The sequence below is a fragment of the Bosea sp. 29B genome (genome assembly GCF_902506165.1).
In the GTDB taxonomy this organism is placed as follows: Bacteria; Pseudomonadota; Alphaproteobacteria; order Rhizobiales; family Beijerinckiaceae; genus Allobosea.
Genome location: NZ_LR733817.1, coordinates 3,481,286 through 3,505,838, shown reverse-complemented (window position 1 = coordinate 3,505,838; position 24,553 = coordinate 3,481,286). Strand labels below are relative to the sequence as shown.

At 67.3% G+C, this 24,553-nt stretch carries 28 protein-coding genes; 7 read left to right on the top strand and 21 right to left on the bottom strand.

The features are described from left to right. Positions 1–11 precede the first annotated feature (11 nt). The 7 genes from GV161_RS16965 to GV161_RS16935 all read right to left on the bottom strand — a co-directional run bounded on the left by GV161_RS16965 (position 12) and on the right by GV161_RS16935 (position 4,658). A complete protein-coding gene (locus tag GV161_RS16965) occupies positions 12–206 on the bottom strand; it encodes a formate dehydrogenase (protein ID WP_152016810.1) in 195 nt (64 codons plus the stop codon). Between the two features lie 23 nt (positions 207–229). Then, positions 230–1,021: a Cro/CI family transcriptional regulator gene (locus GV161_RS16960; RefSeq protein WP_152016809.1), complete on the bottom strand. Its 792-nt coding sequence runs from the start codon at positions 1,019–1,021 to the stop codon at positions 230–232. A gap of 105 nt (positions 1,022–1,126) precedes the next feature. Beyond that, positions 1,127–1,843 (bottom strand): DUF3306 domain-containing protein, encoded by a 717-nt coding sequence (locus GV161_RS16955; protein WP_152016808.1) that lies wholly within the window; start codon positions 1,841–1,843, stop codon positions 1,127–1,129. After that, complete coding sequence (locus tag GV161_RS16950) at positions 1,843–2,349, bottom strand: DUF3305 domain-containing protein (protein ID WP_152016807.1); 507 nt, start codon at positions 2,347–2,349, stop codon at positions 1,843–1,845. Before GV161_RS16950 ends, GV161_RS16955 begins: the two co-directional genes overlap by 1 nt. 10 nt (positions 2,350–2,359) lie before the next feature. Beyond that, complete coding sequence (locus GV161_RS16945) at positions 2,360–3,370, bottom strand: DUF6352 family protein (RefSeq protein WP_152016806.1); 1,011 nt, start codon at positions 3,368–3,370, stop codon at positions 2,360–2,362. Beyond that, a complete protein-coding gene (locus GV161_RS16940) occupies positions 3,367–3,918 on the bottom strand; it encodes a DUF6505 family protein (RefSeq protein ID WP_152016805.1) in 552 nt (183 codons plus the stop codon). Before GV161_RS16940 ends, GV161_RS16945 begins: the two co-directional genes overlap by 4 nt. Beyond that, positions 3,915–4,658, bottom strand: coding sequence for a biotin/lipoate--protein ligase family protein (locus tag GV161_RS16935; RefSeq protein WP_152016804.1), 744 nt, complete (start codon positions 4,656–4,658; stop codon positions 3,915–3,917). The genes GV161_RS16940 and GV161_RS16935 overlap by 4 nt, the downstream gene beginning before the upstream one ends. Positions 4,659–4,784: 126 nt before the next feature. Here GV161_RS16935 and GV161_RS16930 point away from each other — a divergent pair, with 126 nt between their 5' ends. Beyond that, positions 4,785–6,824 carry a 4Fe-4S binding protein gene (locus tag GV161_RS16930; RefSeq protein ID WP_152016803.1) on the top strand — a complete coding sequence of 680 codons (2,040 nt, stop codon included), beginning with the start codon at positions 4,785–4,787 and terminating at the stop codon, positions 6,822–6,824. A 1-nt stretch (position 6,825) separates the two neighbouring features. Here GV161_RS16930 and GV161_RS16925 read toward each other — a convergent pair whose 3' ends face one another. Then, positions 6,826–8,055, bottom strand: coding sequence for a c-type cytochrome (locus tag GV161_RS16925; RefSeq protein WP_244624246.1), 1,230 nt, complete (start codon positions 8,053–8,055; stop codon positions 6,826–6,828). 230 nt (positions 8,056–8,285) lie between these two features. Here GV161_RS16925 and GV161_RS16920 point away from each other — a divergent pair, with 230 nt between their 5' ends. Then, positions 8,286–8,516, top strand: coding sequence for a sulfurtransferase TusA family protein (locus GV161_RS16920; RefSeq protein WP_152016801.1), 231 nt, complete (start codon positions 8,286–8,288; stop codon positions 8,514–8,516). 27 nt (positions 8,517–8,543) lie between these two features. Next, positions 8,544–9,674: an Mrp/NBP35 family ATP-binding protein gene (locus GV161_RS16915; RefSeq protein ID WP_152016800.1), complete on the top strand. Its 1,131-nt coding sequence runs from the start codon at positions 8,544–8,546 to the stop codon at positions 9,672–9,674. A 9-nt stretch (positions 9,675–9,683) separates the two neighbouring features. Here the strand turns inward: GV161_RS16915 and GV161_RS16910 are convergent, their stop codons facing one another. After that, positions 9,684–10,172 carry a VOC family protein gene (locus GV161_RS16910; protein ID WP_152016799.1) on the bottom strand — a complete coding sequence of 163 codons (489 nt, stop codon included), beginning with the start codon at positions 10,170–10,172 and terminating at the stop codon, positions 9,684–9,686. A gap of 160 nt (positions 10,173–10,332) precedes the next feature. On the opposite strand from GV161_RS16910, the gene GV161_RS16905 reads away from it, so the two are divergent. Further along, a complete protein-coding gene (locus GV161_RS16905) occupies positions 10,333–10,734 on the top strand; it encodes an SRPBCC family protein (RefSeq protein WP_152016798.1) in 402 nt (133 codons plus the stop codon). 9 nt (positions 10,735–10,743) lie between these two features. Here the strand turns inward: GV161_RS16905 and GV161_RS31355 are convergent, their stop codons facing one another. The 4 genes from GV161_RS31355 to GV161_RS16890 all read right to left on the bottom strand — a co-directional run bounded on the left by GV161_RS31355 (position 10,744) and on the right by GV161_RS16890 (position 12,992). Then, a complete protein-coding gene (locus tag GV161_RS31355; protein ID WP_280179062.1) occupies positions 10,744–10,866 on the bottom strand; it encodes a hypothetical protein in 123 nt (40 codons plus the stop codon). 70 nt (positions 10,867–10,936) lie between these two features. Further along, a complete protein-coding gene (gene mobA / locus GV161_RS16900) occupies positions 10,937–11,569 on the bottom strand; it encodes a molybdenum cofactor guanylyltransferase MobA (protein ID WP_152016797.1) in 633 nt (210 codons plus the stop codon). After that, positions 11,562–12,419 carry a formate dehydrogenase accessory sulfurtransferase FdhD gene (locus tag GV161_RS16895; protein ID WP_244624296.1) on the bottom strand — a complete coding sequence of 286 codons (858 nt, stop codon included), beginning with the start codon at positions 12,417–12,419 and terminating at the stop codon, positions 11,562–11,564. The genes mobA and GV161_RS16895 overlap by 8 nt, the downstream gene beginning before the upstream one ends. Positions 12,420–12,473: 54 nt before the next feature. Beyond that, positions 12,474–12,992, bottom strand: a complete 519-nt coding sequence (locus GV161_RS16890) for a DUF2478 domain-containing protein (RefSeq protein ID WP_152016795.1) — start codon at positions 12,990–12,992, stop codon at positions 12,474–12,476. A gap of 182 nt (positions 12,993–13,174) precedes the next feature. Between GV161_RS16890 and GV161_RS16885 the strand changes: the two genes are divergently transcribed. Beyond that, entirely contained in the window at positions 13,175–14,428 is a 1,254-nt protein-coding gene (locus tag GV161_RS16885) for a peptide ABC transporter permease (protein WP_201720719.1), read from the top strand. Between the two features lie 74 nt (positions 14,429–14,502). Beyond that, entirely contained in the window at positions 14,503–14,727 is a 225-nt protein-coding gene (locus GV161_RS16880) for a hypothetical protein (RefSeq protein ID WP_152016793.1), read from the top strand. A 9-nt stretch (positions 14,728–14,736) separates the two neighbouring features. On the opposite strand, the gene GV161_RS16875 is transcribed toward GV161_RS16880, so the two are convergent. The 6 genes from GV161_RS16875 to argE all read right to left on the bottom strand — a co-directional run bounded on the left by GV161_RS16875 (position 14,737) and on the right by argE (position 21,747). Further along, complete coding sequence (locus GV161_RS16875) at positions 14,737–15,729, bottom strand: oligopeptide/dipeptide ABC transporter ATP-binding protein (RefSeq protein WP_152016792.1); 993 nt, start codon at positions 15,727–15,729, stop codon at positions 14,737–14,739. Next, on the bottom strand, positions 15,726–16,727 hold the full coding sequence (locus tag GV161_RS16870) for an ABC transporter ATP-binding protein (protein WP_152016791.1): 1,002 nt from the start codon (positions 16,725–16,727) through the stop codon (positions 15,726–15,728). The genes GV161_RS16875 and GV161_RS16870 overlap by 4 nt, the downstream gene beginning before the upstream one ends. Before the next feature lie 4 nt (positions 16,728–16,731). Then, the gene (locus tag GV161_RS16865; RefSeq protein ID WP_152016790.1) at positions 16,732–17,679 is read right to left on the bottom strand and encodes an ABC transporter permease; all 948 of its coding nucleotides are present in this window, start codon (positions 17,677–17,679) and stop codon (positions 16,732–16,734) included. 8 nt (positions 17,680–17,687) lie between these two features. Next, positions 17,688–18,668: an ABC transporter permease gene (locus GV161_RS16860; protein ID WP_152016789.1), complete on the bottom strand. Its 981-nt coding sequence runs from the start codon at positions 18,666–18,668 to the stop codon at positions 17,688–17,690. Positions 18,669–18,771: 103 nt separating this feature from the next. Beyond that, positions 18,772–20,313: an ABC transporter substrate-binding protein gene (locus GV161_RS16855; RefSeq protein WP_244624295.1), complete on the bottom strand. Its 1,542-nt coding sequence runs from the start codon at positions 20,311–20,313 to the stop codon at positions 18,772–18,774. Between the two features lie 285 nt (positions 20,314–20,598). Continuing rightward, a complete protein-coding gene (gene argE, locus GV161_RS16850) occupies positions 20,599–21,747 on the bottom strand; it encodes an acetylornithine deacetylase (RefSeq protein ID WP_244624245.1) in 1,149 nt (382 codons plus the stop codon). 152 nt (positions 21,748–21,899) lie between these two features. Here argE and GV161_RS16845 point away from each other — a divergent pair, with 152 nt between their 5' ends. Beyond that, positions 21,900–22,868: a pyridoxal-phosphate dependent enzyme gene (locus tag GV161_RS16845; RefSeq protein ID WP_159650280.1), complete on the top strand. Its 969-nt coding sequence runs from the start codon at positions 21,900–21,902 to the stop codon at positions 22,866–22,868. A 52-nt stretch (positions 22,869–22,920) separates the two neighbouring features. Here the strand turns inward: GV161_RS16845 and GV161_RS16840 are convergent, their stop codons facing one another. Both GV161_RS16840 and GV161_RS16835 read right to left on the bottom strand, forming a co-directional pair. Beyond that, complete coding sequence (locus GV161_RS16840) at positions 22,921–23,496, bottom strand: hypothetical protein (RefSeq protein WP_152016786.1); 576 nt, start codon at positions 23,494–23,496, stop codon at positions 22,921–22,923. Between the two features lie 97 nt (positions 23,497–23,593). Then, positions 23,594–24,544 (bottom strand): phosphoribosylaminoimidazolesuccinocarboxamide synthase, encoded by a 951-nt coding sequence (locus GV161_RS16835; RefSeq protein ID WP_152016785.1) that lies wholly within the window; start codon positions 24,542–24,544, stop codon positions 23,594–23,596. Positions 24,545–24,553: the final 9 nt, after the last annotated feature.

The following is a 24,553-nucleotide window of genomic DNA, read 5'->3' as shown; positions in this document are numbered from 1 at the left end:
ACGCCGCCTCCTCAGTAACGGTTGACGCGGTAGAAGTCCTTGACGTGCTCGCTCTCGCGATAGCGCGCCTTCGTCTCGTCCTTGCCGGGGTCGACGGCGGCGGCAGGCGTGATCGCGACGGGAGCGACGGCCACCGTCGCGCCGGCGCCGAGCGCCTTGAAGAAGTTGCGGCGGTCGAGAGCCGTCTCCTTGCTCTTCTGCGACATCGTCGTCTCCTCCGTGCCGTAAATCATGCGGGCAGGCTCGCGGCCTGCGTCTCGATCGAAAGGTAGAGGCTGCCGACCCGGCCGACGGCGCGGTAGAAGCGCGCCGTCTCGGCGGTTTCGAGATCGGCGAAGAAGCGGTCGGCCCAGGGCCGGATATGGCGGGCGAAGAAGGAGGCCTCGTCGACCCCCTCGCCCGAGACCTCGCCACGGATCAGCTTGGCCTCGATATCCATCAGCACGGCGATATGGTCTTCGGGCTCGCCGACGCGCTCGGCCCGGGCGAGACCGAGCTTGCCCATGTCCTCGCGCACCAGAGCCAGTGGGCGCTCATGCAGGAAGCCGGTGAGGTAGTAGGAGGCGTAAGGCAGGAGCTCGCCGCGGCCGACGCCGATGAAAAGCTGGAAGAACTCGTCGCGGACCTGCTCGGGGCTCGCCTCGGCGGCCGCCTCGGCCAGCGCCAGATGGGCCATACCGAGCGGCGAGGCGTCGCCGCGCAGGCCCTGCAGGGCGGCCAGCGTCTCGGCTGTGGGAGCACGCCAGAGCAGCGCACCGATCAGCTCGAACTCCTCGGCGCGGGCGGCGTCGATCTCGTCGATCGCAGGCGCAGGGGCCTCGATGATGATCGGCTCGTGCGGATAGAGGTCAGGTCGAAGGTCGTTTCGCGAGACCCCTGTCAGAGCTTCCACTGAAAGCACGCGATCCGCCGGGACGCGCTTCCAGGTCGAGATCGCCGGCTGCGAGACGCCGACCGCCCGCGCCAGCGCACGCACGCCGCCGGCCGCTTCGATCGCCCGCTCCAGAGCCTGGTCCCGCATGAACGAAGGCGTCTCCAATCCCGCACCGGCACGCCTGGAGGCGCCGGAACATGCAGTGATAATGAGACCTTATCGTTCTAGATTGCAATTGTTCTGAACTGAAGCTCAGAGCGGTGTCGCACCGCCGCCGCGTCGTCTCGAGCGTTGCTGGGACGGTGGAATTTCGGGTGTTTTTTGCGCTGCAACAGAATTGCCGCCTGAAGAACCACCTGTTTCAGCAGCATTTTCAGTAGATTTTCGGGAAACACCCTCGTCGCTCAACCGCACCGGCTGGGGATCGTCAGCCGCCGTTGCCAAACCCTGCTGCGCCGCAGCAGAATCAGACCCGCTCTCGTCATTAGACGAAGGTCGAACAACTGCGACGTCGTTACGCACCGCCTCGGTCGGGTCGGCAACCGGCTCGGGCGGCTTGCCGAAGATGTTGGCCAGCATCTCCTCGACATTGTCCGACTCGCTGAGCGGCCCATAGCCCGGCGCGCCACCCGGCGTGTTCCAGTCGAGCGCGTAGTCACGGGCCGGGTCGAGATAGCTGGAGATCATCGGATCGCTCTCCCAGGCGCGCCGCAGCGCCTTGAGCTTCCACTCCTCGGGTACGTTCTGCTTCAGCCAATGAGCGAGGTCGAAATCCTTGTCGACGAGATCGAGCGAAGGCGGCTCGACCATCTCGGGCTCTGGTGCAGGCGCAGCGGGGTCAGCCGAGACAACCGGTTGAACTGGCGACTCTGTGACAACCGGCACAGCCGGCTGCTGCGCCTCTTTCTTGCGGCGCGCCCAGCGGCCGAGAAACCCTTCGCCCTGATCCTCGTCATCGGGGCGTGACATCAATCCTCTCCGCGATCGATGCCCGGGCGCGGCCGCAATCCGCCCTTGCGCGGATCATGCTCGGTCCTCTTGCGCTTGACGAATTCGCGCTCGACATGATGCACCTCGAAGAAGGCGAGCACGGCCTCAGCAATCGCGGCCGGCATCGGCACAGCCTCGACGATATCATCGACATTCTCAAGGAAGACCTCGCCCTCGGACGGATCGGCGGTGACGCCGACCAGCTCCAGCGCCGGCTCGATCCCGGTCGGCCTGACGGAGACCCAGAGCCTGGCCTGGCCTGTTGCGAAGTTCTCGCGAAAATGGGCGGTGTCGACCGAATGCAAGGTCAGCACGGCCGAACCGAGATAGAACCGCTCGCGCCTGTCATCGCCGGCGAGCCGGCTCCAGGGCGCGAGCGGCGGCGGCTCGGGCAGCACCGCGATCGGCGCCCAGGCATGGTCGGCCCAGGGCGAATCGAGCTTGCGCCGCTCGACCACGACACCGACCTCGTGATGCTGCTGCATGGCCTCGTCCTCAGTTCACCATCTCGTGCACGGCGAGTGGCAGGCCGGTCACCAGGTTCTGCGGCTTCATCCGGACGGTCCGGTCGCCGTCCATTGCCAACATCAGATAGATGGGTGCCCCCTTGGCCGCCGGTAGCACCGGCACCTCCGGTGGCAATGTCAGACGATAGAGCGCGATCAGGCGCGAGGCCTTGTCCTCATCAAGCGCCTCGCCCTTCCAGAGTGCATTGCCGATCGCCGTCGCCTGCGCATCGAGGCCGACGAACCAGCGCCAATCGGCATCGCGGACAGTCTCGACGGCTTCAATCGCGACCTCGAAACCATGGATCTGCCGGATCCAGTGCGCGATCGCCTTGCCGAGCGCGACGCGGCCCGAGGGCTTGCCGCCCAAATCGAGCACCATGTCGAAAGCGTCCGAGCGCTGCCAATAGCGGTCGGCATCCGCCTGCTTGAGGATATCGAGCGAGGTCACGGCCGGACCGCCCAGCATGGCGAGCAAGGGCGAGGCATGCCGGTCGGTCTCGTGCCCCTCGATCATCTCGGCATCGGCGAGCAGGATCGTGTTCTCGTGCAGGGTGACGCGCTGCGGCCGGAACAGGCATTCGGCGGCGCGCACCACGAAGGGGTCGCTCTCTTCGTCGAGCCCGGCCCGCAGGATGACGTGGACGAGCTGGTCGAGGAACACCGGCGGAATGCCGGAGACGCCGCGGCGGATGATCCCGGCATAGGCGCCCTGCAAGGTCGGCGCCGCCAGCAGCCGCCCGCGCCAGCCGAGCAGGAAGCGCCAGTTCTCGCGCGCATCGGCATCGGCGATGGCCGCGACCTCGCGTTCTGTGACCCCCGCCTGCGGCTGCGCCATCAGCCGGGCATGCAGCGCCCGCTCGGCTGCGCAGGCCTCTTCCGGCGGCAGCACTTCCGGCCGCGCCAGATAGGCTTTCAGGAAATCATCGGTGACGACGAGCCCGCCGCCTTCCTCGCGGTCGAGCAGGAGATGGCCGGAGCTCGCCCAGAAATGGGTCATCGCGGCGCGTCCTTGATCAACTGCATCAGGTCGACCTGCTCCTGCGGCTCGTCCTCGCCATCGGTCTCGACGAACTCGAAGGCGCGGAACGCATCCTTCGGCGTATCGCCGCGCGGCATTAAGGTCCGGAAGCGCTCGCGGATCTCGCCATCATCGAGCGTGCGATGCAAAGCGAGCAAGGTCTGCGCCGGATGATCACAGAGCGAGGCGGCGAAGGCGATCTCCTCCTCCGCGGCAGCCCGCGCGGCCGCGAGATCGGGCGCGCCGAGTTTGTCGACGAGTTGCGTCGCAAGCTGGGCAACCGCTTCCTGGCGTTCCTCCACCGTCACTTCGGTGACGACCGCAAGCGTGCTCCAGCCGAAGCTGTCGATGCCGAGGAAGCCGGAGCGGAAGGCGACGCGGCCCTTGGTGTCGAGTTCAGCGACGCTTTCCGGCGTGAACAGGAAGGAGCCGGTGACCAGCCATTCGCCGGCCTCTGCCGCCTTGCGGAAGACGAAGCTGTCCGACGGATCGAGCCGGATCGCGCGGGGGAGCTTGAGAGCGCTCACAGCTTCGGCGCTCCGCTGTCACGGTCGAGCCAGTCGATCCTGGCCAGAGCCTCGACCATGCTCCGGCGCTCGGTGCCAAACTGCGAGGTCGCGATCAGATCGCCGTTCGGCTCGATGCCGTGGCGGACGCCAACCACCTTTTCGAGCCGATCGAGCCAGCGCCGCGCCGCCGCCTTAGCTCCCTCCTCCTGCCAGTGGCTGACACCGAGCATGAGATGGCGGCAGAAGGCCTCGATCAGGTCGACGGCATCGACCTCCTCGAACCCTTCCTCGGCCATGCCGACGCCGGTCTGGCCGAGTTCGAAGGGCGACATCGTGGTCGCCCGGACCATGGCGCCGAAGACGAGCCAATCCGGCACCTGCCCTTCCGGGCAACCAGCCGGCCAGCCGAGGCGCCCGCCGCCGATCAGGCCGAGATCATAGGTCAGCGCATCCGGCCAGCGGAACAGCACCGGCCGCTCCGGCGGCGAATGCACGGCAAGCGCATCGGCAAGCGCGTTCATGGCGAGGTAGTGGGCGAGCCGGGCCTCGGCGAGGATGGCATCGGGCTCCAGCACCACCGCGAACTCGACGATGTCGAAACGTCGCACCCAGACCAAAGTCGCGGCGCCAGCCTCGGCCGCAATCGCCTGCGCATGGGCGAAGGCATCGCCGGATTCACGCAGGGTGACGAGCGAAAAGCCCGGCGGCAGCACCGGCTCGCGCCTGAGATCGTCCTGCCTGATCGGCCCTGCCGCCATCACCCGCCGCCTAACGTCTCATCCCAAGGAAGGCTTGCTTCTTTGGAGCCATTCCAATTCCATATAAGATGAGATTATCGCAAGCGCGACCAAAGACGCTGCTGCGATCTTGAGGATGCCTGCTCGATGACCGATGTCGCCCGCACGCTGATGGTCTGCTCGTGCGAAGACACGATGCCGCTCGATGGCGCGGCGATCCGGCGCGGCTGCAGCGGTGCTGCGGTCAGCGAGCATCGCCACCTCTGCCGCAGCCAGGTCGAACGCTTCCACGCCATGCTGGCTAAGAGCGATGCAATCACCGTCGCCTGCACGCAGGAGGCGCCGCTCTTTGAGGAGATCGCTGCAGACCTCGATTACACCGGCGATCTCATCTTCACCAACATCCGCGAACAGGCCGGCTGGTCGGACGAGGCCAGGGCCGCCGGCCCGAAGATGGCCGCCCTGCTCGCCGCGGCGAGCGAACCCATGCCGCCGGCCTCCTTCACCACGCTGACCAGCAAAGGCGTCGCGCTGATCTATGGCCGCGACGAGATCGCGATCACGCTGGCGCATCGGCTCGCCGAGCATCTCGACGTCACCGTGCTGCTGTCGCGCCCAAGCGAGATCGCGCCACCGCGCAGCGACGAATTCCCGGTGCTGAAGGGCACGATCGCGCAGGCGAGCGGCTGGCTCGGCGCCTTCGAGCTCACCGTCAACGACTATGCCGCGCCGAGCCCGTCCTCGCGCGGCAAGCTCATCTTCGAGGCGCCGCGCAATGGCGCGGTCTCGCAATGCGATGTCGTGATCGACGTCTCTGGCGGCACGCCGCTCTTCCCGGCCGGTGACCTCCGCGCCGGCTATCTGCGCGCCGATCCACGCGATGCGGCCGCGGTCGAGCGGCTCGCCTTCCAGGCGAGCGGGCTCCTCGGCGAGTTCGACAAGCCGGCCTATATCGCCCTGAACGAAGGCCTCTGCGCCCATGCCCGCTCGCAGAAAGCCGGTTGCACGCGCTGCCTCGAACTTTGCCCGACCGGCGCGATCACCCCGGCCGGCGACCATGTCGCGATCTCCGCTGAGATCTGCGCCGGCTGCGGCGCCTGCGCCGCCGTCTGCCCGACCGGCGCGGTGACCTACGCGCTGCCGCCGGCCGATGCGCTGCTGCGGAAGCTGCGGACGCTGCTCGTCACCTATGCCGAGGCCGGCGGGCGCGAGCCGGTCGTGCTGCTGCACGACGGCGACCATGGCGAGCCCCTGATCGAGGCGCTCGCCCGCCACGGCGCCGGTCTGCCGGCGCGGGTTTTGCCCCTGCGTGTCAACGAGATCACGCAGCTCGGACTGGAAAGCTTCGCCGCTGCGCTCGCCTTCGGCGCGTCGGCCATCCGCGTGCTCGGCCGGGCCAAGCCGAAGCACGATCTGTCCGGTCTCACCCGCAATCTCGACTACGCCAATGCTCTTGCCGGCGCGCTCGGCTATGGCGAGGCCCGCGCCGCGCTGATCGAGACCGACGATCCCGACGCGCTCGCCGCCGCCCTGTCGAAGGTCGCGCCCGGAACGAGCGCCGCGCAGCCCGCCCGCTTCCGGCCGATGGGAAGCGGCCGGCCGCTGCTGCGCCAGGCGATCGGCGAATTGCACGCCGCCGCGCCGACGCCCGTGGCAAACGTGGCGATGCCGCCGCGCGCGCCCTTCGGCACTGTTCATGTCGACACGGAGGGTTGCACGCTCTGCCTCGCCTGCGTCTCCGCCTGCCCGGTCAGCGCACTCGGCGACAACCCGGAGCGGCCGACGCTCACTTTCCAGGAAGACCTCTGCGTGCAGTGCGGGCTCTGCTCCGCGACCTGCCCGGAAAAGGTGATCACGCTGGAGCCACGCGTCGATTTCGACGCCTGGAAGGGCGGCCGCCGGATCGTCAAGCAGGAGGAGCCGTTCCACTGCATCGCCTGCGCCAAGCCGTTCGGCGTCCGCAGCACGATCGAGAAGATCGCGGCCAAGCTCGAGAACAAGCACTGGATGTTCGCTGGCGAAGGCGCCAAGCGCGCCTCGATCCTGCGCATGTGCGAGGATTGCCGGGTCGAGGCCGTGGTCAACGAGAGCTTCGACCCGCACCTCTCGCCGCAGCGCCCGCCGGTGCGCACCACCGACGACTATCTGCGCGAGCGGGCGGAACGAGGCGAGGATCCGCTGGGCTAGCTCAGCGCGTCACCTTCTCCAGCCAGTCGACCAGCGCCTGCCTGTCTTCCGCCGAGCCGATGGTCTGCTCCGGCATCTTGGTGCCGGGCGTGTAGGCGTTCGGGCCGATCTCGAACAGCTTCGCGACGCTCTCCTTGCTCCAGACGATGTCCATGCCCTTGAGCGCGTCGGAATAGGCATAAGCTGGCGCTGTGGCGATCCGGCGGCCGAAGATGCCGTGCAGAGTGGGACCGGCGCGATTGCCATCCGCCGGCGTCAAGGTGTGACAAGCCGCGCAGGCGCGGAAGACCTGCGCGCCCCGCTCGGCTTGGAAGCCGGCGAGCGCATCCTCGCCGGCCCGCGGCACCACCGCCCCGACATGCTCGCCAGTGACGGCGTTCCAGCGCCGGACCAGCCGGTCGGCGCCGCCGGACAGGAGATGCTTGCCGTCCGGCAGGAAAGCGAGCGACCAGACCGGCAGGCCAGGTCCGACCAGCGTGGCGCGGATGCTGCGCGCCTTGCGGTCGATCAGAGCGACCTGACCGCGCAGGCCGCCGGCGGCGATCGTGGCGCCGTCGGGCGAGATTGCGAGTGCGATCAGCGGGGTGTCGCCGACGACGATCTCGGCGCGCTGGGCGCTGTCCGGGCCGAACAGGCGCAGGCGGCCATCGGCAGCGGCGGCGACGATCTCGCCATCGGGCGCGACGACGACGCCGTTGAGCGGCGCCGGCGTGGTGACGATCAACGGCGCCCCGCGATCCGCCGGCCAAAGCCGCAAGGTCGCGTCATAGCCGGAGGAGACGACCATGCCGCCCGGAGCGAAGGCGACGCCGTTGACCGGACCCTGATGGCCTTCGAGCACCCGGGCCGCGCCGTCGGCCAGAGCGGTGACGCGCACCGTCCCGTCCCAGGAGGCGGAGGCGAGGTGCTGCCCTTCCGGCGAGATTGCGAGCGCCGCGACCGGCCCCTTGTGCCCTTCGATGACCTTCGCCGGCTCGGGCGCATCGCCGCGCCAGAGTGCGATCCTGCCGTCCTCGCCGCCCGTGGCGAAGCCGAGGCCGTTCACGGTGATGGCGGCATTGACCGCGCCCTGATGGAAACGCAGCACCTTGATCGCGCTGCCGCGGGCGAGGTCCCATAGGATCGCCGACTGGTCGAAGGAGCCGGTCAGCGCCAGCGTACCATCGGCCGAGACGGCCGCAGCGCGTACCGGCCCACCATGGCCGCGCAGTTCCTGAGCGGAAGCAGGCATTGTTGCAAGGACAAGCGCGAGGACTGCCAGGCGAACCCTTCTCCCCTCGGGGGAGAAGGTGGCAGCGCGCAGCGCTGACGGATGAGGGCATGAAAGGCGTCGGCGCATAACTTCCCTCATCCGTCTGCTTCGCAGACACCTTCTCCCCCGAGGGGAGAAGGATAGGTGCTGTTGCTCCCACGCGAAAAGCCATCATATGAAGCGCAACATCGTTCGATTGGCCTTCGCCCATGTCTTCCATCCCGCTCAATCTGCGCGGCCTGAAGTGCCCCCTCCCCGCCCTACGCGTGCGCAAGGCGTTGAAAAGCGCGGCTCCCGGCGATCTCTTCCTGGTCGAATGCACCGACCCGATGGCGGCGATCGACATCCCGAACCTGACGCGCGAGACCGGGGACGCGATCGAACTGAGCAGCCGCGAGGGCGAGTTGCTGGTCTTCCACATCCGCAAGGCCGCGGCCTAGCGTCGCGCAACAATCGGAGCCCAGATCGTGGCCCTTTCGCAAAACGACATCCTGCGCGCGCTCGAGCTGGTGAAGCTACCGGCGAGCGGGCAATCGCTGGCGGCGTCAGGCCGCATCGGCGACATCCTGATCAACGACGGCAAGGTGATCTTCGCGATCGGCATCGATGCGACCGAAGCCGGCGCGATGGAGCCCGTGCGCAAGGCGGCCGAAAGCGCGATCGGCGGCATTCCCGGCGTAACGCAGGTCTTGGTCGGCCTTACTGCCGACAAGGTGCCGGGGCGCGCGCCCTCGCAAGCGGCCGAGGCGCGCCGACAGGCGCATGGCCAGCCTGCACCCGGCGGTCCGGTGCCGAAGGCGGCCGGCATTCCCGGCGTCAAGCAGATCATCGCGGTGGCGAGCGGCAAGGGCGGTGTCGGCAAGTCGACCACCACCGCCAATCTCGCCGTCGGCCTGGCGACGCTCGGCCTCAAGGTCGGCGTGCTCGATGCCGACATCTACGGCCCGTCCGTGCCAAAAATCTTCGGCATCACCGGCAAGCCGCGGCTGGTCTCGGGCCGCACACTCGCGCCGATGGAGGCCTATGGCCTGAAGATCATGTCGATCGGCTTCCTGATTGACGAGGAAACGCCGATGATCTGGCGCGGGCCGATGGTGATCTCGGCGATCACCCAGATGCTACGCGAGGTCGCCTGGGGCGAGCTTGACGTGCTCGTCGTCGACATGCCGCCCGGCACCGGCGACGCCCAGCTCACCATGGCCCAGCAGACCCCGCTCGCCGGCGCCGTGATCGTCTCGACGCCGCAGGATCTTGCGCTGCTCGATGCCCGCCGCGGCGTCGCCATGTTCAGGAAGGTCGAGGTGCCGATCCTCGGCATCGTCGAGAACATGAGCTATTTCATCTGCCCGGAATGCGGCCACCGCTCGGACATCTTCGCCCATGGCGGGGCCCGGCATGAGGCGGAGCGGCAGGGCGTGCCTTTCCTCGGCGAAATCCCGCTCGCCATGCCGATCCGCGAGACCTCCGATGGCGGCCGCCCGATCGTCGCGAGCGACCCGGACAGCCCCCATGCCAAGGCCTATGTCGCCCTGGCGCGGCAGGTGAAGGCCGGCCTCGCCGGGCCGGCGCGGGCCGCACCGCGGATCGTGATCGAGTAAGGCCAACCGCTAGGCCCGAAGCGCCGAAATACCAGGCCTATCCGCCTGCGCCACGAGCTGGTCGGAAGACGCTCTCTCGGCTTCCGCCTCTCGCTCCGTCAGCATCCAGATATGGCCGAACGGATCGAAGAGCGAGGCGACCCGCCTGCCTTCGGTATCGGTCTGGACGCGGTCACGCAGCGCGGCACCAGCAACGATCGCTTGCGCGAAACAGGTCTCGATATCGGGAACCGTCAGCAGGATCGTCATGCTGACCGCCCCGGCCGCCTTGGGGAAGAACGGGCCGCCATAGGACGGTTCCTCCTCGCGGCGCGGATTGGAACCGGCGACGGAAACACGGGTTCCACCGATGAGCATCTCGACCCCGGCGAGCTCGCCGTCGATCCTGTGTGTCTTGAATTGCCGCGCCTCGAAGGCCTCGCTGTAGAAATCCGCGGCCTCCTGCTCACGCCCGTGCTGCACGAAAATCGCCAGGCCCAAGCCGATGGTCTGCTTCATGTCGAATCTCCTGATCCGTCGCCGCTGGAATAGAGGGCGGGCGAAACCGGCGGATTCTTGATCGATCCGCGGCGAGCTCGCGCACGGCCCATCACCGATCCGCGATGACAGATAATTTTGTTCATGTTATGTTCTAAGTGAAAACTATGGAGACGCGACCATGCCCATCCTGCCAACGCGCCATATCAGCATCACGATCGACCGGTCGATCGAGGAGGTCTACGGCTTCCTCGCCGATCCCATGAACTTCCCGAAATGGGCGGAGGGGCTCGGGGCTGAGTTCAGCCATGTCGAGGGCATGACCTATCGCGCGAAGACACCGATGGGGCCGATGCGGGTGATGTTCAGCGAGCCCAACCGCTACGGCGTGCTCGACCACGCCGTGGTGCCCGACAACGGCGCGCCGATGCACAACCCGATGCGCGCGCTGCCGAATGGCAGCGGCAGCGAGGTGGTGTTCACGCTGTTCAGGCGTCCGGAGATGACTGATGACGAGTTTGCGCGCGATGCCGAATGGGTCGCATCTGATCTCGCGCGCTTGAAAAAGCTGCTGGAAGGCTGAAGCTGAGCTTCAGAGCCGCACGCTGCTGGTCGCGTAGGCGACGTCGACCGGGCGCTGATAGGTCGCCAGCACCAGGCTCGCCCCGTAGGCGGCGATGGCGGCGAAGACGACGGCGATGGCAAAGGACTTCATGCGACTTCCCCCAGAGGCAGGCGAATAAGCTTCGCTTATCAGTTGAATCTAGGGGCGGCGCTGCCCCCGATCAAGCATCACCCAGCGCGGCATGGAGCCGCTCGGCCTCGGCGAGATCATCAGGCCGGTTGGCGTTAAAGAAGGGGTCGACCGGTGTGACCGGCCATTCGACCGAAACGACGCCATGGCGCGCCGTCCAGCGGTCGATCTTGCGCTCGTCCTCGACGGTGAGAGCATGGCGCAGTTCCTCGCGCAGCGCGACCGGCCAGAGCCCGATCACCGGATGGGTCCAACCGCCCGAGGCGGCGCAGGCGAACGGGACATTCGCCTCCGCACGCGCCGCATGCAGCCGCGTCACCAGATCGCGCGGGATGAAAGGCGTGTCGGCGGCGACGCTGACCAGCCACTCCGCGCCCGGCCGGTTCGCGGCCAGCCAGTCGAGCCCAGCGAGGATGCCGGCGAGCGGCCCGGCGAAATCCGGCACGCTGTCGGCGACCACGGGCAGGCCGTACTCCGAAAAACGCGCTGGGTCGCCATTGGCGTTGAGCAGCAGCCCGTCGCATTGCGACGCCAGCCGCTCGATTACATGGGCGAGGATCGTACGGCCGGCAATCGTACGCAGCGGCTTGTCGCCGCCCCCCATGCGACGGGCAAGCCCGCCGGCGAGCAGGAGGCCGAGGGTCGGCGGGCCGGGATCAGTCATCGCCGGACCCCTTGCGACGATGCTTGCCGCCCTCCTCCTCGACGCTGTCCGGGTCCTGGTCGAAGATGATGCGATTCTCGCCGGCCAGCGCCAGGAAACGCTTGCCGCGGGCGCGGCCGATCAAAGTGAGGCCGGCCTTGCGGGCGAGTTCGACGCCCCATTCGGTGAAGCCCGAGCGCGAGACCAGGATCGGGATGCCCATACGCACGGTCTTGATCACCATCTCCGAGGTCAACCGGCCGGTGGTGTAGAAGATCATCTTGCCGGGATCGACCTCGTGGCGGAAGAGCCACCCGGCGACCTTGTCGACGGCGTTGTGGCGGCCGACATCCTCCATATAAACCAGTGGCTTGTCACGCTCGCAGAGCACGCAGCCATGGATCGCGCCGGCCTCCAGATAGAGCGAGGGGGTGGTGTTGATCTTGCGGGTCAGCGCATAGAGCCAGCCGGTGCGCAATTCGGCTTTGGGCAAGACGATCTCGTCGATCGCCTCCATCAGGTCGCCGAAGGCCGTCCCCTGTGCGCAGCCGGAAGTCAGCGTCTTCTTCTTCAGCTTCTGCTCGAAATCGGTGCGCTCCGGCGTGCGCACCACCACGACCTCGAGCTCCTCGTCGTAGTCGACCGCCTCGACCGGGTCGCCGCGCCTGAGCATGTTCTGGTTGAGGAGATAGCCGAGCGCGAGATATTCGGGATGGTCGCCGATCGTCATCATGGTGACGATCTCCTGGCTGTTCAGGTAGAGCGTCAACGCCCGCTCGGTGACGACGCGGGTCTCGACGCGGGCGCCGCTATGGTCGATGCCGGTGACCGTCGCGCCGAGCCGCGCGGCGGCCGGGTCGGGCCGGATCAGATAATCGTCGAGAAAATCGCTGCCAACAGGCACGGGATGCTTCCTTGCGAGCCTTCAGGCCGGCTGGCGGAGCGCCGCCATCGCCCAGCCCGTCACCGCGGCAGATTCGGGCGGCAGGCGCTGCCAGTCCTCGCCGGCGAACTCGGACCAGGCGGCGAGCATGTCATCGCGCACGGCGGTCAAGAGCGGCAGGCCGGCGACGACGCCGGCGGCGATCTCGGCGCGCAGCCCCTGGCCTAGCACCTCCTGCTTGCCGAACTTGTTGACGATCACGAGGTCGACCGGCCCGGCAAGCGCCCCCGAGACGGCGGCACCGGCAGCAGCAAGCCCGGCCGCGTCAAGCCGGCAGCCGGCCGAGCCGGCACCGCGATCCTCGCTGATCGGGAAGAGCCGGCCGGAGGCAAGGTCCTCGAGCGCCATGCTGGCGCAGCCGCTCATGCAGTCGCCATTGTTGTGCTGGACGACGCCGCCAAGCCGGACGGCCTCGCGCTTCAGGGTATCGGCGACCTCCGCCATCAGTTCGTCGATGGGGAAGCCCGAGGAATAGACGATCGCGGCAAGCGGAGCAGTCATCGTCTGCCTTCATCCCACGGAACGGCGTTCACGGCCAGTGAACTTTAGGTGTTCCAAACTGCATGAGATGCTTTGCCAGTGTTGCAGCGCACCTACAGTCGAAGCTTGAGGCAGGCGCTAGGGTGACGTGGGCTGTTCCCGGCATCCTGGCCGGGCGCGGCTCGCCGAGTACCTGCTTGCCCATGATCCGCCCCAACGCCCAGACGCCCCTCGACCCTGCAACCGACGCCGCGCTGCTGCTGCGCCGCATCGGCTTTGCGACGCTGGCGCTCGCCCTGCCGCTGGCCTCGCTGGTCTCGCGCCGCGCCGCCGTCGTGCTGGTGCCCATCGGGGTGATCCTTTTGTCGATCGCTGCGCTGATCGAGGCGCCGCGCTGGTTTGCCGGCAACATCAGGGCAGCGATCTTCAGCCGCGCGGGCGTCACGCTGTGGGCGCTGGTCGGCTGGGCCGTGCTCTCGCTGATCTGGAGCCCCTATACCGGCTCGGCCACTGAAAAGGCGGCCAACCTGTTTCTTGCCGTGGCACTCGGCTTCGCCGGCGCGGCGGCGCTGCCCGAGCGCATGCGCGCCTCGAATCTCAACCTCGCTGCGCTCGGCGCCGGCGCCGCTGCGATCTTCGCGCTCGGGCTGCTCCTGACCGAAGCGCTCGGCCCGGTCGACTCACGCGCCGCCGACGCCGCCGGCAGTGTCGAGCGCGGCATCAGCGTCGTGCTGATCATGTCCTGGCCGGCGCTCGCCTGGCTGCTGTCGCGCGAGCGCGGGCTGACAGCGCTGGGACTGGCACTCGTCGTCGGGCTGCTTGCGCTCTCGCGCATCGAAGACGGCGAAGCGATGGCGATGCTGTGCGGCGCGATCGCCTTCGGCGCGGTCAGCGCCAACCGCATCGTCGGCGCGCGGCTGATGGGCGGGATCATGGCCGGGCTGATGCTGCTCGCCCCGCTGCTGCCCTTCCTGCTGCTGCCGTTCTTCCGGCTCTCGCCGGCGGTGTTCAGCACGGTCGGCGTCGGCCTCGACATCTGGGCCGACATCATATCGAGCCGGCCGGTGCAGCTGATCACCGGCCATGGACTCGATACGGTGCTGCGCGGACGCACCACCGGGGCGCTGCCGCTGGAGGTGCCGACCACCATCCTGTTCGAGACCTGGTACGAGCTCGGCCTGGTCGGCGCGGCAACGGCGGCGCTCTGCCTCTATTTCGCGGTCAGCGCCGCCGGCCGGATGCCGGGCGCGCTCGCCGCCGGCGGTGTCGCGGCTTATGTCACCGCCTTCGCGTTGGCGGCGCTCGGCTTCGCCTCGTTCCAGACCTGGTGGCTGATGACTCTGACCGCCGTCGCGCTGCTGTTCACCGCGATCGCGCGCGGCCAGTACCGCACCGAGCGGCCGGTGGCGCCACTCGGGCGACGGCCGAAGGCGCCGAACGTTCCGATTGGAGAGTGAGCGGGCGCAGCTTTTCTCGCCCGCTGCGGAGCGCTATCGTTGCGCGTCCGCCCCGGTCGGAAAGCGAGGCCGCGATGCTTACCGCAGACGATCCGCTCATCCTCGATCTCGTCGAATGGGTCGCGCGCGAGGAGCGCAGCCATGCCGATCTCATGGAAAGCTGGCGCACATCCTGCCCGCGCCTGACGGTCTGGGAGGACGCGGTCGAGCATGGCTATCTCGCACGGCAGGGCAGGCTGATCACGGTAACGGCAAAAGGCCGGGAGTTGCTCGGCACAAGCGGCCGGCGCGCCGCCTGAACAAGCCCCTTACGCCGCTTCCCGCCCGGCATTCACCGCATGGCAGGCGACACCATCGATCGCCGGCGGGTTTTCGATGCGGCAGCGGTCGAAGACAAGCGGGCAGCGCGGATGGAAGGTGCAGCCCGATGGCGGGTTGATCGGGTTCGGGATCTCGCCCTTCACGCCCTCGTGCGGCTTGCCGATCATGGCAAGGTCCGGCACCGCGTCGAGCAGCATCCTGGTATAGGGGTGACGCGGGGCGGCGAAGAGCTGCTTGCCGTCGGAGACCTCGACGAGGCGGCCGAGATACATCACGCCGATCCGCGTCGCCATGTGCCGGACGACCGCGAGATTGTGGCTGATGAAGAGATAGGTCAGCCCGAACTTCTCCTGCAGGTCGCGCATCAGGTTGAGGATCTGCGCCTGGACGGAAACGTCGAGCGCCGAGGTCGGCTCGTCGCAGACGATGAACTCGGCATTGGAGGCAAGCGCGCGGGCGATCGCGATACGCTGGCGCTGGCCGCCGGAGAATTCGTGGGGAAACTTCTTGCTGTCGTCCGGATGCAGGCCAACCAGCGAGAGCAGTTCGCCAACGCGCTCTGCGACCGCCGCATCGCCTTGGATGATGCCGAAGGCGTGGATCGGCTCGGCGATGATCCGCCCGACGCGCCAGCGCGGATTGAGCGAGGCGTAAGGGTCCTGGAAGATCATCTGGATGCGCTTGCGCAGGCGCTGGCGCTCCTGGGCGACGTTGACGTCGTTCATCGAGACGCCGTCGATCGAGACCGTACCGCCGGACGGGTTCAGCAGGCCGACGACCATGCGCGCCACGGTCGACTTGCCCGAGCCGGACTCGCCGACCAGCGCGAAGGTCTCGCCCTTGCGGATGTCGAAGGAGACGCCGTCGACGGCCTTGAGATACTGCTTCGGCGCGTTCTCCAGCACCCGGTTGAGCCAGGGCCGGGAGACGTCGAAGACGCGTTTGAGGTCGCGGACCTGGACGAAGGCTTTGTCGCTCACGCCGCGATCTCCGTCTTGCCGGCCGGCGCCTTGGCCTTGTCGTAGAGATGGCAGGCGACCTGATGGCCGCCGACATCGATGAGCTCCGGCCGGTTGACACGGCAGCGGTCGAACACCTTGGAGCAGCGCGGGTTGAAGGCGCAGCCCTGAGGGATGCTGGAGAGCCTGGGCATCGAGCCGGGGATCTGCACGAGCCGCTCGGCGTCACCCGTGATCGAGGGAATCGCGCCCATCAGCCCCTGCGTATAGGGATGGAGCGGCTGCTTGATCACGTCGCGCACCGGACCGATCTCGGCGACGCGGCCGGCATACATCACCGCGACCCGGTCGGCCGTCTCGGCGATCACGCCCATATCGTGGGTGACCAACATCACCGAGGTCCCGCGTTCCTTGCAGAGCCGCTTGATCAGGGCGATGATCTGCGCCTGCACCGAAACGTCGAGCGCGGTCGTCGGCTCGTCGGCGATGATGAATTCCGGCTCGGCGCAGAGCGCGAGCGCGATGACGACGCGCTGGCGCATGCCGCCGGAGAATTCGTGCGGATAGCCGTCGATGCGCCGCTCAGGCGCGGGAATGCCGACCTCGTCGAGCAGGGCGATGGCGCGCTTGCGGGCGTCCGCAGCGTTGAGATCGGTATGGGTCTGGATCGTCTCGATCAATTGCTCGCCGACCCGGTAGAGCGGGTTCAGGCTGGTCAACGGATCCTGGAAGATCATACCGATGCGCTTGCCACGGACGCGGCGCATCTGCTCCGGCGGGAGATGGTCGACGCGCTCGCCGGAGAGCACAACCTTGCCATCGGCGATGCGGCCGGGCGGATCGATCAGGCCGATGATGGCCGAGCCGGTGACCGACTTGCCGGCGCCGGATTCTCCGACGACACCGAGCACCTCGCCGCGGGCGATGTCGAAGGAGATCTTGTCGAGCGCGCGCAGCGTGCCGCGGCGGGTGACGAACTCGACAGTGAGATCCTGGACGGAGAGAACGGTCTCGCTCATCGGCTCACCTCAACCGCGGGTTCAGGGCGTCGCGCAGCCAGTCGCCGAGCAGATTCACCGCCAGCACCAGGATAGCGAGCGTCACGCCGGGGAAGGTGACGATCCACCAGTCGCCGGAGAACAGGTAGCGGTTGCCGATCGAGATCAGCGTGCCCAGCGAGGGCTGGGTCGGCGGCAGGCCGACGCCGAGGAAGGAGAGCGTCGCCTCGGTGATGACGGCGAGCGCGAGGTTGATGGTCAGGATGACCAGCACCGGGCCGATGACGTTCGGCAGGACATGGCGCAGCATGATGAGAGGCGCCGGCAGGCCCACGAGGCGGGCTGCCTGGACATAGTCCTTGTTGCGCTCGACCAGGGTCGAGCCGCGGATCGTGCGGGCGTACTGCACCCAGAAGGACAGCCCGATCGAGATCACTAGCACATAGAGCGCAGTGTCCTCGCGGTTGGCGTGCTTGAAGATACCGCGGACGACGCCGTCGATCAGAAGCGCGATCAGGATTGCCGGGAAGGTCAATTGCACGTCGGCGATGCGCATGATCAGCGAATCGACGCGGCCGCCGAGATAGCCGGCGAGCAGGCCGAGCGTGATGCCGATCGTCGCCGCCAATGCGACCCCGAGCAGGCCGACGATCAGCGAGACGCGCAGGCCATAGAGGATCGCCGAATAGAGATCGCGGCCCTGGTCGTCGGTGCCGAGGATGAACTTGGGATCGCCACCCTGCTGCCAGGCCGGCGGGATGTTGGCGTCGGCGAGGAAGACGGTCGCCGGGTCGAACGGGTTGGTCGGCGCGATCCAGGGCGAGAAGAAGGCGCCGATGAACAGCGCCAGCACGATCACGGCGGCGACCATCGTCACCTTCGAGCGCAGGAAGCTCGCGAGGATGTCGCTGTCGAGGATGCGGGCCCAGAGCGAGGGCGGCTGTTTCGAGGGGGAAGCGGGTTGCGCGCTCATGACCGGCCTCAATGCGCCCCGATCGTCGCGCGCAGGCGCGGATCGACCAGTGCGTAGAGCAGGTCGACGATCAGGTTGATGCTAACGAACAGGAAGGAAATCAACATGAGGTAGGCGGCCATGATCGGGATATCGACCTGCTGCACCGCCTTGAGGAAGAGCAGGCCCATCCCCGGCCACTGGAACACCGTCTCGGTGATGATGGCGAAAGCGATGATCGAGCCGAGCTGCAGGCCGGCGATGGTGATGACCGGCACCAGCGTGTTCTTCAGCGCATGGCCGAAATGGATGGCGCGGGTCTTGAGGCCGCGGGCGCGGGCGAACTTGATGTAGTCGGTGCGCAGCACCTCGAGCATCTCGGCCCTGACGAGGCGCATGATCAGCGTCATCTGGAACAGGCCGAGCGTGATCGACGGCAGGATCAGCGCCTTCCAACCGGAGGCGGTCAGGAGACCGGTCGTCCACCAGTTGCCGAGCTTGACGACCTCGCCACGCCCGAAGGAGGGCAGCCAGCCGAGCGTGACCGAGAACAGGTAGATCAGGAGGATACCGATCAGGAAGGTCGGCAGGCTGATACCGACCAGCGAGACCGTCTGGAAGATCTTCGCCAGCCAGCTGTCGCGGCGCAGCGCCGTGTAGACGCCCATGGGTATGCCGACCAAGAGCGAGAACAGCGCCGACATGAAGGCGAGCTCCAGCGTCGCCGGCGCGCGCTCGCCGAGCAGCGAGATCACTGGCAAGCGGAACTGGTAGGAGACGCCGAATTCGAGCCGCGCGGCGTTGTAGATGTAGCGCGCGAACTGGACGACGACCGGCTCGTCGAGGCCGAGCGTCTGGCGCAATTGCGCGACCTGCTCCTGCGGCGTGTCGACGCCGACCATCTGGTTCACCGGATCGCCGACGAAGCGGAACATGGTGAAGGCGATGAGCGCAACCGCGAGCATCACGATCAACGACTGGAACAGGCGGCGCAGGACAAATGCGAGCATGGTCGCCCTTACAAGGAAAACGAGACCGCCCCATGCGGGACGGCGTCTGTGCTGCAGATGGAGAAAGGGCGCGAGAGCTCTTCGCCTACGCGCCCTTCAAACCTCACTGCTCCTTGGTGGCGTAGTAGAGCAGCACCGAATTGTCGGCGCGCTGGGCGAGCTTCACCTTCTTCGACACCCCCCAGGCCAGGGCCTGCTGATGCAGCGGGATGTAGGAGAACTCGTCGACGGTCATCTTGAAGGCCTCGCCGATCATGGCGTTGCGCTTGGCGGTGTCCGACTCGACCAGGATCTTGTCGGTCAGCTCGTCGACCTTCTTGTTGCAGTAGTTGCCGAGGTTCGACTCGCCGCGGGAGGAGCCGGCAACGTCACGGCAGCCGAGGATGTCATAGAGGACATTGTGGCTGTCGAAGGTGCCGGGGGTCCAGCCGAGCAGGTAGAACGAGGTCTTGTAGCCACCCGGCTTCAGCACCTTGGCGAAATACTGCGCCTTGGGCTGGGCATTGAGGTTCACCTTGACGCCGATGCGGGCGAGCATGCCGACCACGGCCTGGCAGATCTGGCCGTCATTGACGTAGCGGTCGTTCGGGCAGTCCATGCCGAGCTCGAAGCCGTTCGGATAGCCGGCCTCGGCGAGCAGCTTCTTGGCGGCCTCGGTGTCGAACTTGGCGCGGATGAAGCCGGCGGTCGAGAACAGCTCAGGGGCGATCATCAGCGGCGAGGGCGTCGAGAGCCCACGCATGACGCGGCTCTTGATCGTCTCGATATCGATCGCCTGGAAGAAGGCCTGGCGGACCTTGACGTCCTTGAACGGGTTCTTGCCCTTGACGCTCGATTCCAGCAGCTCGTCGCGAGTCTGGTCGAAGCCGAGGAAGATGGTGCGCAGCTCGGGGCCGGTCAGGACCTGGGCATTGCCGGAGGCGTTGACGCGCTGGATGTCCTGGATCGGAACCGGCTCGATCACGTCGACCTCGCCGGAGAGCAGCGCCGCGACACGGGTCGCGTCCGAGGAGATCGGGGTGAAGATGATCTCCTTGATATTGCCCTCGATCTTCTTCCAGTAGTTCTCGTTGAGCTTGAAGACGGTCTTCACGCCCGGCTGGTGGCTCTCGATCTTGTAGGGACCGGTGCCGTTGGCGTTGAGCGAGGCGTGGCTCGGGGTCGTCGCGGCCGCAGGCGTCGGGGCGACGGCGTTGTTCGCCTCCGCCCACTTCTTCGACATGATGTACCAGGTGTCCCACTGCGCGTTCAGGATCGGGTTCGGCGTGGTCAGGATCACGTCGACCGTGTGGTCGTCGACCTTGACGAACTTGGCGCTGGTCGGGATGCGGGTGGTGAAGTTCGAGCCCGTGGCGCGGACGCGTTCGGCCGAGAAGAGCACGTCATCGGCGGTGAAATCCGAGCCGTCATGGAACTTGACGCCCTTGCGCAGGAAGAAGCGCCATTTCAGGCCGTCGGCGGAAATCTCCCACTTCTCGGCGAGGGCCGGCTCGATCTTGAGGTCCTTGCCGCGCGCGGTCAGGCCCTCATAGGGGTGGCCGAGATGGGCGTTGGTGGTGGTCTCGTTGACGGTATAGGGGTCGAGCGACTTCAGCTCGCCCTGGTTGGCGTATCGCAAGGTCTGGGCTTGCACAGCCCCGCACATCAAGGCCAGGGCGGCAACAGCTGCCAGGCAATGGGTCTTGAACGACATGTGAGACTGCTCCCGTTTGGTTAGAAACCACTCCTCCCCAGGAGCGGTGCCGGCTGCCTGCTTATTTTGGCGGCGGACCGACGAAGGCGGCAGATTAATGACGGTTCGAAGCCCGCGTCCAGTGCGGTCGATCGACTTCGTCCCAGATCGAACTTTGTTGCGAATCCAACTAATGCAACGCACGAAGCTGCGAAGGGCGGGGCAAAAGCCTGCAATGAAGCGCCCCGCCCTGCGCTCTCAGCGGGCCAGCTCCGTGATCAGCGCACGGACGAAGGCGGTGCCGGCGTCGAGCTGGGCCACGGTGAGGAACTCGTCCGGCTGGTGCGCCTGGGCGATATCCCCGGGCCCGCAGACCACCGTCGACCAGCCAGCCGCCTGGAACAGGCCGCCCTCCGTACCATAGGCGACGACATGGCTGCCATTGTCGCCGGTGACGCGGCGGGACAGCGTCTCGGCCACCCCGTCTTTCTCCGGCGCCAACGGCGGCGTCTGCGAGGTGATCTCCATCGTGATGCCGGTTTCGGGGGCGATCGCTTTCATCGGCCCTTCGAGCTCGGCGATCTTCGCCCGATAGCGCGCGACATAGTCCGCATTGTCGCCCGGCATGACGCGAACCTCATGGCTGAAGCTGGCATGCTCGGCGGTGATGTTGACCGCCGTGCCGCCGGCGACGACACCGACATGCAGCGTCGAATAGGGCGGCTCGAACGCAATGCCGGCTTTAGCCTTCGCCTTGTTCTCCTGCATGACGTCATCGTGCCAGGCGATCAGCTTGCCGGCGACCATCACAGCGGGCACGCCGATATCGACGCGGCTCGAATGCACGGCGTGGCCGCGCACCGTCGTCTTCATGCGCGTGCCACCCTTGTGGCCAGTGACGACCTGCATCATCGAGGGCTCGCCGACGATCACCGCCGACGGCTTCAAGCCCGCCTCCGCCATGGCGTCGATCATGATCGCGGCGCCGATGCAGCCAACCTCCTCGTCATAGGAGAGCGCGATGTGGAAGGGCCGCTTCAAGCCCGCTTCCAGCATCTCCGGCACCAGCGCCAGCGCGATCGCATCGAACCCCTTCATATCGCAGGAGCCGCGGCCATAGAGCTTGCCGTCGCGTTCGGTCAGCGTCCACGGATCGGAACTCCAGTCCTGGCCCTCGACCGGAACGACATCGGTATGGCCGGAGAGGACGATGCCGCCTTCGACCTTGGGGCCCACAGTCGCGTAGAGATTGGCCTTCTCGCCGTCCGGGCTCGGCACGATCGTGCTCTCGACCCCATGCGCCGCGAGATAGTCGCGGCAGAAATGGATCAGCTCGAGATTGCTGCGCCAGGACTCGGTGTTGAACGACACCAGCTTGGCCAGCATTTCCTTGGGGGAATATCGCACGGGTAAAAATCTCCAGAAATCGGCCGAGAGGCATGAACCGTGCCGGCAGGCTACGCTGGCATTGCCTGTCGTCAATCGCTTCTGCGCGCTTGACCGGGCTGCGCCCGGCGCGCTCATGTGCCGGCCAAGCAAAGCTTCCCCGTGAGTCCGCCATGCTCTTCGACGTCTCCCTCGCCGATATCCAGGCCGCCGCCACCCGCATCGCCGGCAAGGTCCGGCGCACGCCGACCTTCATGAGCGCCGGCCTCTCGGCCCGACTCGGCGTCGAGACCGTGGTCAAGGTCGAGAGCCTTCAGCTCGCCGGCTCGTTCAAGGTGCGCGGCTGCTACAACAAGCTGCTCGGGCTCTCCGACGCCGAGCGGGCGCGCGGCGTCGTCACCGTCTCCGGCGGCAACCACGCGATCGCGGTCTCGCTGGTCGCCAGCATGCTCGGCATCAAGGCCCTGGTGCTGATGCCGAAGAACGTCGCACCGCTCAACATCCGCCTGACGCAGGAGGCGGGCGGCGAGGTCGAGCTCTGCGAGGACGCGCTGGCTGCCTTCTCCAAGGCAGAGGAATACGAGGGCAAGGGCATGACCCATGTCCATTCCTATGACGATCCGGCGATCATCGCCGGCCATGGCACGGTCGGCCTCGAGCTCGCGGCCGATGCCGGCGGGCGGATCGACCATGTCTTCATCTCGATCGGCGGCGGCGGTTTCTCGGCAGGCGTCGGCGCGGCACTGAAGGGGCTGGACCCCGCCGTGCGCATCCATGGCGTCGAGACCGAAGGCGCGACGACGATGACGCAGGCACTGGAGGCTGGAAAGCCGGTACCGATCCGCCCGACCTCGATCGCGCGCACGCTCGGAGCGCCCTTCGCGACCGAGCGGACCATGGCGGCAGCGCGCCAATTCCTCGAAGAGATCGTCGTGGTGTCGGACACGGAAGCCGTGAGAGAACTGGTCTGGGTGTTGCAGAACGGGCGCGTCCTGCTCGAACCGGCCGCCTCCTGCACGGTCGCGGCCGCGATGGCGCGCAAGGATCAGTTCAAGCCGGGGGATCGCGTCGCCCTGGTGCTGTGCGGCTCGAACGTCGCGCTCGACGACATCGAGCGCTGGCGGCAGGAATTCGGGGTCTGAGGCAGACGGAAAGAGCGCAGGTCACGGCGCGCGCTCGTTTAGCGTGCAGCTCCTAAGGAACGACGCTGCCGCGAGCCCGCCCGCCGGCGACCCGGCACGAGCAGCTCGCGCCGAGCTCGGCCGGATTGATCAACTGGCAAGTCCGGATCGGCGTCCGGCAGTAGTCGCCAATGCCTGACGACACCGGAGCGGCGTAATAGGGCCTGCGGTAATAATAATAGGCCGGCTCGTCGTAATACGGCGCGCCATAGTAATAGGGATAGGCTGCGGCACTGCCGAGAATGGCGCCGGCTGCCAGGGCCCCGCCGCCCCATCCCCAGCCGCCGCCATAATAGCCGCGCCGCCCGTAATAGCCGCCGCCAGACCAGCGGTTGGGGCGGTAGCCCCAATTGCCGCCACCGCGGTAGGAACCGCCGCGATAGCCGTAGCCTGCGCCGCCCAAGGCGGCACGATTGCCACCGCCGAAGCCGCCACCGGACAAGGCCCGGCCTCCACCGCTGAGAGCGCCACCCACGCGGGGACCGCCGCCTGGAAAGGCACCGCCGCTCAAGGCCTGCGCGGAGACGTCGTTGGCGGAGAAGGCGAGCAGGGGAACAAGCGAAGCGGCAAGAACGATCAGGCGGCGCATGGCAGCCTCCCTCGGCGACAAGGACGGTCAACCATTAACGCGCGCGCACTGCGGCTGTTCCGTGGCGCCGGCTCGGGCCAGCCGAGCCGCAACCCGCTCAGAAATAACGCGCCAGGTTCCGCCGGATCCGCTCCAGCGGCGGCACATCGACCGCCGGCGGCACGAAGGTCTGGCCGGTGATCGTCTCGAAGGCCCGGATATAGACCTGCGAGGTCTGCTCGATCAGCTCGTCCGGGATCGCGGGGATCGGCTCGTTATAGGGGTCGCAACGCGCCGCGACCCAGTTGCGTACGAAATCCTTGTCGAAGCTCTCGGGCTTCTCCCCCTTCGCGAAGCGCTCGGGATAGCTGCCAGCGAACCAGTAGCGGCTCGAATCGGGGGTGTGGATCTCGTCGGCCAGGATGATCCTGCCGTCGGCATCGGTGCCGAACTCGTATTTAGTGTCGGCGAGGATGAGGCCGCGCTCGGCCGCGAGCTTCTGACCGCGCGCGAAGAGCTTCAGCGCATAGTCCGACAGCGTCTCCCATTGCTCCGTTGTCAGCAGCCCCTGCTCCAGAATCTGCGCCGGCGAGAGCGGCTCGTCATGGCCGCCGTCGAAGGCCTTGCTGGTCGGGGTGATGATCGCCTGCGGCAGCGCCTCGTTGTCCCGGAGACCGTCGGGGAAGCGGGCGCCATACATCTCCCGCTGACCCTGCTTGTACATGGTCAGGATCGAGGTGCCGGTGGTACCGGCGAGATAGCCGCGCACCACGATCTCCACGGGGAGGATGTCGAGCCGCTGGCCGACCACGACATTCGGGTCGGGGTAATCGAGGACATGGTTGGGGCAGATGTCGGCGGTCTGCTCGAAGCAGAAGCGCGCCGTCTGCGTCAGCACCTGCCCCTTGAACGGAATGCAGGCGATGGCGCGGTCGAAGGCGGACAGGCGATCGGTGGCGATGATGATCCGGCGGCCGTCCGGCAGGTCGTAATTCTCGCGGACCTTGCCGCGATAATGGTTCGGCAGCTCCGGGATCGTGACATCGCGGATGGTGTTCGCCTCGGACATGGCAGCGCT